Origin of the sequence: Mesorhizobium sp. M6A.T.Cr.TU.017.01.1.1, assembly GCF_004023115.1 — a bacterium.
In the GTDB taxonomy this organism is placed as follows: domain Bacteria; phylum Pseudomonadota; class Alphaproteobacteria; order Rhizobiales; family Rhizobiaceae; genus Mesorhizobium; species Mesorhizobium mediterraneum.
The window spans coordinates 1-12194 of record NZ_RZTA01000154.1 but is presented as its reverse complement, the minus strand read 5'-3'; the positions used below and the strand labels follow the sequence as shown (position 1 = coordinate 12194).

General features: G+C 63.7%; 12 protein-coding genes and 1 pseudogene. 9 read left to right on the top strand and 4 right to left on the bottom strand.

Annotated elements, in window-relative coordinates; translation table 11 throughout:
* The 8 genes and pseudogenes from EOB36_RS30675 to purU all read left to right on the top strand — a co-directional run.
* Positions 1-266: pseudogene (locus tag EOB36_RS30675) on the top strand (ABC transporter substrate-binding protein); the annotation flags it as partial.
* A gap of 61 nt (positions 267-327) precedes the next feature.
* A complete protein-coding gene (locus tag EOB36_RS30670) occupies positions 328-1332 on the top strand; it encodes an ABC transporter permease (protein WP_245457993.1) in 1005 nt (334 codons plus the stop codon).
* Complete coding sequence (locus EOB36_RS30665) at positions 1329-2111, top strand: ATP-binding cassette domain-containing protein (RefSeq protein ID WP_164547311.1); 783 nt, start codon at positions 1329-1331, stop codon at positions 2109-2111. Before EOB36_RS30670 ends, EOB36_RS30665 begins: the two co-directional genes overlap by 4 nt.
* Before the next feature lie 16 nt (positions 2112-2127).
* Entirely contained in the window at positions 2128-3309 is a 1182-nt protein-coding gene (locus tag EOB36_RS30660) for an aldose 1-epimerase family protein (RefSeq protein WP_095482638.1), read from the top strand.
* A 91-nt stretch (positions 3310-3400) separates the two neighbouring features.
* A complete protein-coding gene (locus EOB36_RS30655; protein WP_095482637.1) occupies positions 3401-4489 on the top strand; it encodes a fatty acid desaturase family protein in 1089 nt (362 codons plus the stop codon).
* A 45-nt stretch (positions 4490-4534) separates the two neighbouring features.
* Complete coding sequence (locus EOB36_RS30650) at positions 4535-4849, top strand: MocE family 2Fe-2S type ferredoxin (protein WP_095482636.1); 315 nt, start codon at positions 4535-4537, stop codon at positions 4847-4849.
* 37 nt (positions 4850-4886) lie between these two features.
* A complete protein-coding gene (locus EOB36_RS30645; RefSeq protein WP_095482635.1) occupies positions 4887-5687 on the top strand; it encodes a 3-methyl-2-oxobutanoate hydroxymethyltransferase in 801 nt (266 codons plus the stop codon).
* Positions 5684-6565: a formyltetrahydrofolate deformylase gene (gene purU, locus EOB36_RS30640; RefSeq protein WP_095482634.1), complete on the top strand. Its 882-nt coding sequence runs from the start codon at positions 5684-5686 to the stop codon at positions 6563-6565. The genes EOB36_RS30645 and purU overlap by 4 nt, the downstream gene beginning before the upstream one ends.
* Before the next feature lie 17 nt (positions 6566-6582).
* On the opposite strand, the gene hutH is transcribed toward purU, so the two are convergent.
* The gene (gene hutH / locus EOB36_RS30635) at positions 6583-8064 is read right to left on the bottom strand and encodes a histidine ammonia-lyase (protein WP_095482633.1); all 1482 of its coding nucleotides are present in this window, start codon (positions 8062-8064) and stop codon (positions 6583-6585) included.
* Entirely contained in the window at positions 8061-9062 is a 1002-nt protein-coding gene (locus EOB36_RS30630) for an ornithine cyclodeaminase family protein (RefSeq protein ID WP_095482632.1), read from the bottom strand. The genes hutH and EOB36_RS30630 overlap by 4 nt, the downstream gene beginning before the upstream one ends.
* A gap of 200 nt (positions 9063-9262) precedes the next feature.
* Between EOB36_RS30630 and EOB36_RS30625 the strand changes: the two genes are divergently transcribed.
* Positions 9263-10696: a DHA2 family efflux MFS transporter permease subunit gene (locus EOB36_RS30625; protein ID WP_128286348.1), complete on the top strand. Its 1434-nt coding sequence runs from the start codon at positions 9263-9265 to the stop codon at positions 10694-10696.
* Between the two features lie 247 nt (positions 10697-10943).
* Here EOB36_RS30625 and EOB36_RS30620 read toward each other — a convergent pair whose 3' ends face one another.
* Positions 10944-11831, bottom strand: a complete 888-nt coding sequence (locus EOB36_RS30620) for an amidohydrolase (RefSeq protein WP_164759148.1) — start codon at positions 11829-11831, stop codon at positions 10944-10946.
* On the bottom strand, positions 11831-12194 hold a 364-nt coding region (locus EOB36_RS30615), incomplete at its 5' end, for a VWA domain-containing protein (RefSeq protein ID WP_128286347.1). The genes EOB36_RS30620 and EOB36_RS30615, both read right to left, overlap by 1 nt.

Sequence of the window (12194 nt, the reverse complement as noted above, 5' to 3'; positions counted from 1 at the left end):
GCATCAAGCGGGTGTTCGACGGCGCTGGCGTGCCGGCCGGCAAGATCCCGGTCGTCGGCTGGGGCAATTCCAAGGAACCCGCTGAAGCCGTCAAGGCCGGCTTCGTCAACGCGGCCGCCTGGCAGTTCCCGTCGGCGCAAGGCTTTATGCCGGTCGCGCTGCTCGGTCTCGCCGCCTCGGGCGAACCGATCGGCTACGACATCCACACCTTTAGCCTCTACGACGCGACAAGCGTCGAGCCGATCCTGAAACTCTACAACAAGTGATGGAAATTGACGTCCGCCGCGCAGGCGGCGGACGTCGCTCCACGATATGGTTCAAACCGTTATGACAATTGCCGCAGAAGAGGAAATGCCGGGCGTCAAGCGCAGGTCGAGCCTGATCCGCTCGCCGCAATTCTCCTCGCTCGTCATCCTCGTCGTGCTGTTGGCGGCGTTCGCTATCGCCGACGCCAACTTCCTGTCGCCGCTCAACATCTCCAACATGATGGCGTTCCTGCCCGAGCTCGGCATCATCGCCCTCGGCATGACGCTGCTTCTGACGGCGGGCGAATTCGACCTTTCGGTCGGTGCCGTGTTCGGGCTCGCGCCGGTCGTGGTCATGCTTCTGGTGCAGAGCGGCCAGGTTGATATCGGTGTGGCGCTGCTTGCCGGGCTGTTGTTATGCGTGGCGATCGGGGCCATCAACGGATTGATCGTCACCAAGATCGGTATCTCCTCCTTCCTGGTGACGCTGTCGATGCTGCTTGTGGTGCGAGGGGCGGCGCTCTACATCACACAAGGCTTCCCGCTGAAATCCTGGGACCAGCCCGGCTTTTTCGTGACGCTGCTGGCTGGGAGCTTCAACATCGGCTCATTCCGGTTCTACACCTCGTTGTGGTGGTTCGTCGGCCTGTCGCTGCTGGCGATCTACGTGCTGCACTACGCCAAGCTCGGCAACTGGATCAGCGCCGTCGGCTCCAATCGGAATGCGGCGGTGGCGCGCGGCGTGCCGGCCGATGCGGTCAAGATCTGGCTGTTCATCCTGACCTCGGTGCTGGCGGGTCTGGCCGGCATGATCAGCGCCTTCCGCATCTCGGCTGCCTCGCCGGTGGCCGGCACCGGCTACGAACTCGAAGTGATCGCCATGGTGGTGGTCGGCGGCACGGCGCTGACCGGCGGGCGCGGCACGATCCTGGGCACGATCGTCGGCGCGCTGATGCTGCGCAGCATCCGCAACGGCATCGTGCTGATCGGCGTGCCGGGGCTCGCCTACAACATCTTCGTCGGCGTCATCATCCTCGCCATGCTCATCCTGCACGCTTTGCTGCAGAAGAACGCCGCCAGGAGCTGATCATGGAAGTGCTTCGGCTGCAGAACCTGCAAAAGTCCTTCGGTAGCGTCCGCGCCCTGAAGAGCGCCTCCTTCACACTCAACGAGGGCGAGGTGGTGGCTCTGCTCGGCGACAATGGCGCCGGCAAATCCACCCTGATCAAGGCGATCTCCGGCGTGTTCCCTGTTGACCGCGGCGAGATCTATGTGCGCAGCCAGAAGGTCTCCATCCGCTCGACGCGCGACGCGATGGATCTCGGCATCGAGACCATCCACCAGGATACGTCGCTGGCGCCGGATCTCAGCATCGCGCGCAATCTGTTTCTCGGTCGCGAGCCGGTCAATCTCAAATGGTTGGGCGTGTTCGCGCCGCTCGACCTCGCCAAGTTGCGCGACGCCGCCTCGGCACTTTTGAAGCGCGTCGGCATCTCGAAAAAGCTCGACGCCGATGCGCTGGTCAGCACGCTGTCGGGTGGCGAGCGCCAGTCGATCGCCATTTCGCGGGCCATGCAGTTCGCCGCCAAGGTCATCATCCTCGACGAGCCGACCAATAATCTCGGTGTCGAGGAAACACATGGCGTGCTGCGCTTCGTCAAGGAGGTCCGCGCAGCCGGTCATTCGGTGCTTTTGATCACCCACAATATCCACCATGTCTTCCAGGTCGCCGACCGCATCATCGTCATGCGCCGCGGCGAGATTGTCGCTGAGCAGACGGTCGCCGATACCGACCTGTTGACGGTGGAGAGCATCATCACCGGCGCCGACATGTCGGCCCTGCTCAAGGAGACGAGAGCGAAGTGAAGGAATTGGCCGTCACATGGTAGAGCTTTACGGCAAGACGCTTTCGCGCCGGCAGGTCTCGGAACGCTCCGGCATGCTGTCGCAATTCGCCGGCGTGCGGCTGATGACGCTCGGCGACGGCGTGGAGCGAGGCATCCGCATGCTCGAATTTCGCACCGGCTCGGGATTGCGCTTCACCGCGCTCGTCGACCGGGCGCTCGATATCGCCGACTGCGACTTTAGGGGACAGGCGATCGGCTGGCATTCGCCGAGCGGCTTTCGCCATCCCGGCCTGCACGAGTACGAAGGCGAGGAGGGGCTCGCCTGGGCGCGGTCATTTTCCGGACTGCTGCTCACTTGCGGTCTAGATCATATTCTGTTCATGGATGAAGTGCCGGCCGACAGCTACAATTATCCGGCGAAGAAGACGGTGCGCCATTCGCTGCATGGCCGCGTCAGCACCATTCCGGCGCGGCTGACCGGTTATGGCGAGACATGGGACGGCGACCGCTGCGTGCTGTGGGCCGAGGCTATCGTCCAGCAGTCGACGGTGTTCGGCGAGGACCTGCATCTGCTGCGGCGGATCGAGGCCGATGTCGGCGGCAACGAGATCCGGCTTTCGGACCGGGTCGTCAATCACGGCTTCAACCGCACGCCGCATATGTATTTCTACCACATCAATGTCAGCCATCCGGTGCTCGACGAGGGCTCTCGCTATCTGGCGCCGATCCGCGATGTCGTCTGGGCCGGCCATGCCGGCGAGCGCTACGAGGCGCAGAAGGTCGGCTATCGCACGGTGCCGGCGCCGCAATTGGGTTTCCAGGAACAGGTTTGGCAGCACGAGCTCGCCGCCGACGCCAAGGGCGAGGTGCCGGTGGCGGTGGTCAACGACCGTCTTGGCCTGGGCCTTGAAGTCGTCACCCGCAAGGACCAGTTGCCTTGCGCCTACGAGTGGCAGAATTTCCAGGCAGGGCAGTATGCGCTGGGCATAGAACCGTCGACGCATCATGTGCTCGGCAATCTGGCCGCGCGCGAACGCGGCGAGATGATCTGGCTGGAGCATGGCGAGAGCCGCTCCTACAATGCGGTGTTCCGGGTCCTTGACGGTGCCGACGAGATTGCGGCGGCCGAAAGCCGGATCACTGACATCGCCAGGCAGCCGCAGCAAGATTATCCGCAGCCGTCAGGCAATTTTCCGGTGCTCGGAGACAGGTCGTGATGATGGCGAGGACGATGCGAAGCACCAGTTGGGAGGCTGGGTCCGGTCGGAGCGGGGAGGGCTCGCGGCCCATCAGGATTTGGAGGTCACAATGGCTGGCACAGTGAAGCGCGACTACAGCCTGGTCGGCGAGAGCACACGCAGGGCGATCGAGACAGGGCTGGCTTCGGCCGAATGGTATCACACCGACGTCTCCCGCAAGGCAATCAAGGAGCTGATGCAACGGTCGGATGGCCCGGCGATCCGCGACACGATCATCTGGATCGTCGCCATTCTGGGCTCGGCGGCCGGTGGCGTCTATTTCTGGGGCACCTGGTGGTGTGTGCCGTTCTTCTTCGTCTACGGCGTGCTCTACGGCTCCTCCAGCGACTCACGCTGGCATGAATGCGGCCATGGCACTGCCTTCCGCACGCGCTGGATGAATGATGTGGTCTACCAGATCGCCAGCTTCATGCTGATGCGCAATCCCGTGACCTGGCGCTGGAGCCATGCCAGACACCACACCGATACCATCATCGTCGGACGCGATGCCGAGATCGCCGTGATGCGCCCGCCGGACCTTTTGCGCGCAGCGCTCGCTTTCACCGGTATCCTTGATTTTCGCTATTCGCTTCCGGCGCTGGTACGCCAAGCGTTCGGCAAGCTCACGCCCGACGAGAAAAGCTACGTTCCCGAGATGGAACAGCACAAGGCCGTCATCGCCGCGCGCTGGCATGTCGCCATCTATGTCGCCACGATTGCGCTCGCCCTCACCATGCGGTCGTGGGTGCCGCTGGTGCTCATCGGCGTGCCGCGCCTCTACGGCACCTGGCACATGGTGCTGACCGGCCTGCTGCAGCACATCGGCCTGGCCGACAACGTGATCGACCACCGGCTCAACACCCGCACCGTATACATGAATCCGATTAGCCGCTTCATCTACTGGAACATGAACTACCATGTGGAGCATCACATGTTCCCGATGGTGCCCTATCATGCGCTGCCCAGGCTGCATGAGTTGATCAAGCACGATTTGCCGGAGCCGAACCCGTCGATGTGGCATGCCTATCGCGAGGTTTGGCCGGTCCTCCTCAGGCAGCTCAGATATGAGGATTATTTCCTCAAGCGTGAGCTGCCGCCGACGGCGCGGCCCTATCGTGGCGAGTTCCACGAGGTGAACATGTCAGCGGCGGCGGAATAGGCACTGCACACCCGCCGCATTACAGAAAATTCAGGAGAAGTAGAGATGGCCGATTGGGTCGAAGCGTGCGCCGTGGACGATGTCGAAGAAGAGGATGTCATCCGCTTCGACCATGGCGGCCGCACCTTCGCGATCTACCGTTCCCCTGACGACGAATTCTTCGCCACCGACGGGTTTTGCACGCATGAGAAGGCCCATCTGGCCGACGGGCTTGTCATGGACGACATCATCGAATGCCCCAAGCACAATGGCCGCTTCAATTACAAGACCGGCCAGGCCAAGGGGGCTCCCGTCTGCGTCAATCTTGTGACCTACCCGGTCAAGGTCGAGGCCGGTAAGGTGATGATCCAGATCGCCTGACCGGCCTTCCATTCACGCAACAAAGGGACCAAACTCGATGAGCCGTAAAAGACCCACGATCGCCGATCTGCGCGCCATGAAGGGCAAGCGGCAACTGACCATGCTGCGCGTGTTGACGATGGATGAGGCCGAGGCCGCCGAAAGGGCTGGGATCGATATCGTCTCGGTGCCGCCGGAGCTGGTGCTCAACCCGCAATACCGCGATGCCGCACCCAGCCTGTTCACCATGCCGGGCGACAATTTCTACGAGATCGGCACAGCCGACGATTTCGTGCGCTGGGCGTTCCGGCTCTACAAGGCGAGCGCCGACGCGGTCTATTGCAGCGCTGGTTATGCCACCGTCAAACGGCTGGCCGATGACAATATACCGGTGATCGGCCATGTCGGACTCATTCCATCCCGCGCGACCTGGACCGGTGGCTTCAAGGCCGTCGGCAAGACCGCCGACAGCGCCATGCAGATTTTCGAGGCAGTCAAGCAGTATGAGGCCGCAGGTGCTGTCGGCGCCGAGATCGAAGTGGTGCCGGTCGAGGTGGCCAAGGCGATTTCGGAACGGACGTCGCTGATCATGCTGTCGATGGGAGCGGGCACCGGCTGCGACGCGCAGTATCTGTTCGCCGACGACATCCTTGGCCAGAACCGCGGCCACATGCCCCGCCATTCCAAGGTCTACCGCAATTTCGCCGCTGAATATGACCGCCTGCAGGCGGAACGCATCGCCGCTTTTTCCGAATATGTCGCCGACGTGAACAGCTTGGCCTATCCCGAAGACAAACATGTGGTGCATATGGACCCGGACCAACTCGGTCTGTTCATGAAAAGGGTCGACGGCGCGTGAAACCTGACGGCAATGCTGCAACTGGCAATGTGAAGCCGGTTCATATTCTCACTCTATCGTGTGAAGACCGGCCGGGGGTCGTCGCCGCGGTCACCACTGAGCTTGCCGCGAACGGCGCCAACATTGCCGAAAGCAGTCAGTTCTGGGACCGGCAGAGCAATCGCTTTTTCATGCGGATCGCGTTCACCAGCCCGGCAGGCTCGACGAAGGACGATCTGGAGCGAGCCCTGGAATCGTCCGTCGACCGGTTCGGGATGGAGACCGCGCTGGTCGATCAGGCGCGCCGCCCGAAGATCATCGCCATGGTCTCGAAATTCGACCATGCGCTTCTCCACCTGCTTTACCAGATCAGGGTCGGCTGGCTGAATGCTGAGGTCGCCGCCGTCGTCTCCAATCATGAAGACGCCCGGCGCTTCGCCGAGATGGAGGATATCCCCTACCACCATTGGCCGACGACCAGGGAAAACAAGGCCGAACAGGAGCAGAAGCTGCTGGATCTCGTGCAGGAGACGGGGTCCGAGCTCGTCGTCCTGGCGCGCTACATGCAGGTGTTTTCGAAGGGCCTTTCGGATCGGCTTTACGGGCGGGCGATCAACATCCACCATTCCTTCCTGCCGAGCTTCAAGGGCGCAAAGCCCTATCACCAGGCCTTCGACCGCGGCGTCAAGCTGATCGGCGCGACAGCGCATTACGTGACATCCGATCTCGACGAAGGCCCGATCATCGAACAGGAGACCGAGCGCGTCACCCATGCGATGAGCGCGGAGGATTTCGTGGCCGTCGGCCGCGACATTGAAAGCCGCGTGCTGGCGCGGGCCGTCAAGCTGCATCTTGAAGCTCGCGTCATGCTCAACGGCCACAAGACAATCGTCTTTTGACGAGCGGTCGCTCGGCGCTACGCCTGCCACGATCCGCTGGCGAGCGCTGCGTAAATCGCCTCGGCATCGATGCCCTGGGGCCTGTCCTCCTTGAGCGGCAGGACAAGCGCGCGCACCGCCGCATGAATCGCGGCGGTTGCCGGCGCCAACGTCAGCCCGTTGCGCAGGTCTACGGCCTGTGCGGCCGCCATCAGCTCGAAGGCGATCAGCCGCTGCCACAGCACGATCATGTCGGCGCATTTGGAGACGGCCAGCGGTGCTTGCGTCGCATGGTCCTCGACGCCCTCCGAGACCGGTAGGAAGTCGAGCGTCACCGGGTTGGCCTTGTGGCGGATGGCAGCGAGGATCGCGCTCACCGTCTTTTGCAGCGGCACGAAACCGGCCGAAGCACCGCCGACCGGCGATAGATATCTGGGCAGGCCGTTGCGGCCTGAGCCGGTAAGCTGGATGAAACGAGCGGCAGAGGCGGCCGCGCATTGAGCTATGGCGAGGCCAAGCGTCTCGAAGGCAAGCGACAGCGACGGGGTGTGGAAATTGCCGGTCGACAGCACAATGGCGTCGTCGCCCAGCACGAGCGGGTTGTCGGCAGCGGCGTTGAGCTCGATCTCGACGGCTTGCCTGGCCTGATCGATTGCCTGCAACAGCGCGCCATGGATCGACGGCATGCAGCGGATCGATAGTGGGTCCTGCAAGGTGGCCGGCGCCGGCGCCTTGTCGCGGGCCAGCAGATCGCGCAAGCCTTGCGCGGCCCGCTGCTGGCCAGCGGCCGGTCGTGCCGCATGCAAGCGCGGATCAAGGATCGTCTGGTTGGCGCCGATGCCTTCCATGGTCAACGCGCCCGCCTGCTGTTGTTGCGCGAAAGCGGACAGTGCGTCGGCCACCGCCAGCGCGCCGCTGCCGGCGGACACCGCCGAGGCGCTTATCAGCGACAGCCCGTCCTTGGGGGCGAGGCTGACGGGGGCGAGGCGCGCCATCGCCAGCGCCTTGGCCGCCGGCATGCGCCGGCCCTGGAAGTCGGCTTCGCCGTCGCCGGTCAGCATGCGGCCGAGCGTTGCCATCAGCACCAGGTCGCTGTCGCCGATCGAGCCCAGCGACGGCATCACCGGATGCACGCCGGCATTGAGCGCGTCGATGAGTGCGTTGAAAACCTCTGACGAAATGCCCGAACCGCCGGCCGAAAACATGCCCGCCCGGGCAAGCATCGTCGCCCGCACGATGTCTTGCGGCAGCGCGTCCCCCACGGCGCCGCTGCGCCCTTCCAGCAACTGGCGCTGGAAGGCGCTGGCGTCGCCGCTGACCGACGTGCCGAGATTGGCGCCGAGCCCGGTGTTGAGCCCGTAGATCTGCTGGCCGGAGGCGGCGGCGCGGTCGAGCACTTTTCGCGCTCTGTCCAGCCTCTCGCGGACGACAGACGCCACCTCGACCTTGCGTCCGTCGCGGGCAACCGCCGCGACATCCTCGACCCTGATGTCGGCCCCGGTGAGGATGAGCGCACTCATGCGAAGCGCAGCCGCTGGCCGATGCCTTGTGCCTGCGCCTTGGCCAGCATCGCCTTGCCCAGCGCGATGTCGGAGAGCGACAGGCCGCGATGCCAGAACAGGATCGTCTCGTCGTCGCTCTCACGCCCCGGCTTGAGGCCGGCGGCGATCTGGCCAAGCTCGGCGTACAGCGTCTGTTCGCTCAGACGTCCGGTCTCGACGTGGGCGCGCAGCGAGCCGAATTTGCCGTCCTTGCACTGGCCCCAGTCGTCGACGACGATCTTGGCCATGATGTCGGTCAGCGACAATTCCACCGCGCTCATCGTGCCGTAGGGCATCACCAGCGCGCCGGGCTTTATCCATTGCGTCCTCAGCAACGGCTGCGGTTCCAGCAGCCGCGAGGCCTCGACGACGATGTCGGCTCCTTCGACGCAAGCGCGCCAGTCGGTGACCGCCGTGACCTTCTTGCCGAGATCGGCGGATAGCTTTGCGGCAAAGCCGTCGCGGCTTTCGGGCCGGCGCGAATGAACGCGGATCTCGTCGAAATCGAAGAGATGGTCGAGCAGGCGCACGTTCCAGTACGCGGTGCCGCGCGCGCCGACATGGCCGAGGATCTTCGATGTCTTTTTCGCCAGATGTTTTGCGCCGATGGCGGTGACGGCGCCGGTGCGCATATCGGTGATCACGGTGGCATCGAGGATGGCACGCGGCGTGCCGGTGCGCGGATCGAACAGGTTGAGGATGCCGAATTCCGACGGCAGGCCGTGCAGGTAATTGTCGACATAGTCGCCGACGATCTTGACGCCGGCCGCATCGAGCGGAGCGACGTAGCCGCGCAGGACGTTGAAATGGCCGTTGAAGGACGGGTCCGGCTCGAGATGGACGCGCGGCTCGATCACCGTCTGGCCGTTGCCCTGCGCCACCAGCCCGGCCTCGACCGCTCCGATGATTTCTGCATCGGTCATATCAAGCGCTTCGATATCGAGGGCGTTGAGATAATCGATGTAGATGGGCTTCATGCGCACACAATTCCTAAGTCAGAAGAGGTTCGATGGCGAGGTTCAGTCATCGCATAACAGGTCGCGATACGACACGAAAGTTTGTTGGGCCATGTCTGGACGGCGCCGCCCAAATGCTGTTCAAACCGGTGCGTCATCGATTTGCCGGACAATTGCCTGGTTCCCAGTGGCACGGGAAAAACTCTCGTACAGTTCTGCGCATGACCGCCATTCCCGAAAACGAAGCCTTGCCCGAAAGCGCGACACAGGCGCGTCGCGTGGCGCTGATCGTCGCCGTTGCCTTCTTCATGCAGCTTCTGGATTCGACGATCATCTCGACATCGCTGCCGCAGATGGGAGAATCTTTCGGCGTGCCGGCGGTGGCGATGAGCATCGGCATCACCGTCTATATGCTGACCATGGCGGTGTTCGTGCCGCTGTCGGGCTGGCTCGCCGACCGCTTCGGCGCGCGCAACATCTTCCTCGTGGCGATCGCGCTGTTCGCGCTGGCCTCGATCGCCTGCGGCATCTCGCAGAACCTGACCCAGTTCGTCGCCGCGCGTGCGGTGCAAGGCCTGGGCAGTGCGTTGATGACGCCGGTCGGGCGAATCCTGGTGCTGCGCAACGCACCGAAGTCCGAGCTGCTCAATGCCACGGCGCTGATCACCTGGCCGGCGCTGTTCGCGCCGGTGATCGGGCCGGTGCTCGGCGGCTTCATCACCACCTATCTGTCCTGGCACTGGAATTTCTTCATCAACATTCCGCTCGGCGTGGCCGGCCTGGCGCTGGTCGCCCGCTTCATCCCCGGCGACCGCGAGTCCGAGACCAAACCGCTCGATTGGCCAGGTTTCTTTTTGACCTCGGTCGGGCTTGCTTGTCTGCTTTACGGTCTCGAGCGCATCGCGCATGCGGAAGACGGCACCTTGCCGACCGTGGCGCTGCTTGTGGCCGGCACCTTGGTCGGCTGGCTGGCGGTGCGGCATCTCGCGCGCACAAAAAATCCGCTGCTCGATCTCACAGCGTTCAAGGTGCAGACTTTCGCCCTATCGACGCTGTCGGCTGGGACCATTTTCCGGATCGCCATCAACGCCACGCCGTTCCTGCTGCCGCTTTTGTTCCAGGTCGGCTTCGGGCTGAGCCCGGTGGATGCCGGCATGCTGATCCTCGCCTATTTCATAGGTAATCTCGGCATGAAGGCGGTGACGACACCGACGCTGAAGCGCTTCGGCTACCGTTCTGTGCTGGTCATCAACGGCGTGATCGCATCGCTGTCGATCATGGCCTGCGCGGCGATCTCGCCGCAGACCCCGCAAGAGCTGGTGGTGGCGCTGATGCTGATCGCCGGACTGTCGCGTTCGATGCAGTTCACTGCGCTCAACACGCTGGCCTTCGCTGATGTGGCCCCGCCGCAGCGCAGCTCGGCGGCGACGCTGTCCAGCATGCTGCAGCAGGTGGCGATGCTGTTCGGCGTGGCGATCGCCGCGGCGCTGCTCAACCTGTCGCAGATCGCGAGGGGCGGGCCGGCGCTCGACCTCATAGACTTCCGCCTCGCCTTCCTGGCGATCGGCGCTATCGGGCTCGCGGCCTCGTTCCGCTTCCTGGCGCTGCCACCGGCCGCGGGCGCCGAGGTCTCGGGTCATATTCCGCGGAATTGAGACCGGTGGCAGTTGTCCGTCCTGTGTCGGCGGAGGCGGGGAGCTTTTCCTTCTCCCCTTGTGGGAGAAGGTGGATCGGCGCGTAGCGCCGAGACGGATGAGGGGTGTTGGAAGAAATGCGACGCGCAAATATCGGGGAATTTAAAGTGCTTACGTCTTCGAGGTAGCGATCCTTCCAGCACCCCTCATCCGACCGAGCTTCGCTCGGCCACCTTCTCCCACAAGGGGAGAAGGAAAGGGCGCCGCGCTACACCGGCCGATATACCTTCTCCGCCGTGTTCCAAAAAATGTCCGCCTCTGCCGCCGCGCCATGCTTCGCAACCGCCTTCCGGTGCGCCTTGATCAATTCCGCATGGCTGGTCCAAAGTTTCTCGATCGGGAAGTTCGAGCCGAACATCAGATGATCGCTGCCGAGGATGTCGATCGCGTTGTCGACGATGTAAGCGATCAGCGCCGGGTCGTTGCGGTGGACGAAGGTGCCGAGGCCGGAGAGCTTGGCGTAGAGGTTGGGTGCGGCTGAAAGCGTGCGCAGACCGGCTTTCCAGGCCTCCGTGGTCTCCGGGTCCATGCCGATCAGCATGCCGGCATGGGTGAGGATGAAATTCGTTTCCGGGTTCTCTGCGACAAGCGTCAGCCCGTCCTTCATCTGGGCCGGGAAAAGCTGCAGGTCGAAGGACAGGCCGTAGTCTTTTAGCCGCGCCACATTGGCCCGCACCTTCGGGTCGATGACCTGATCTGCTGAGGCGGCGAAGCGGAAGGCCGGCGTTTCGTGCCAATGCAGTTGCATGCGCACGCCGCGCAGCAGCGGATATTTTTTTAAGCGATCGATCTGGGGGCGGACATCGTCCACCGTCATGTCGGCATAGCCGACGATGGCATGCGGCCAGCCGGTTTCGTCAGCTGTCTTCTGCAGGAAGGCGACTTCGGTCTCGAAATCCTCCTTCGCCCAGTTGGTCTGGACATAGACCGCCTTCTCGACGCCGGAGCCTTTCTGATCGGCCAGGAATTCCTCGATCGGATAGTCGCGGCGGATCGGTTCATAAGATCCGAAGATGCGCGGCACCATCGGCCCGCGCAGCCAGGGCTGATCCTCTTGGCGCCAAATGTGGAAATGCGCGTCGACCGCCTTTTGCATCATGAAGCCCTTTTCCAGATTGCTGCGGCCGCCGGGGCAGGGCGGGCGAGCGACAGGATGAAATCGGTAAGACACGAGATAGACGAGCCATCGACCAGATCGTCGAGCACCGGCAGGATGGCGCGCAGAGCTGCCGTGGCCGGCTGGAAACGCGGGTCGCCGGCCAGCGGCGTCGCCAGCGAAAGCCGGAAGGCGCGGGCGCTCAGCCGGCGCATCGCCATTTCCAGCTCGGCATGATCGCCGCGCTCCAGCGCGTCCGACAGGATGACAATCGCTGCCCCGCGCGCGAAAGCGGAAAAGCGCGGCACCGACAGGAAGGCGAGCAGCGTCGGTCCCATCCGGGTGCCGCCGTCCCAGGCGTCG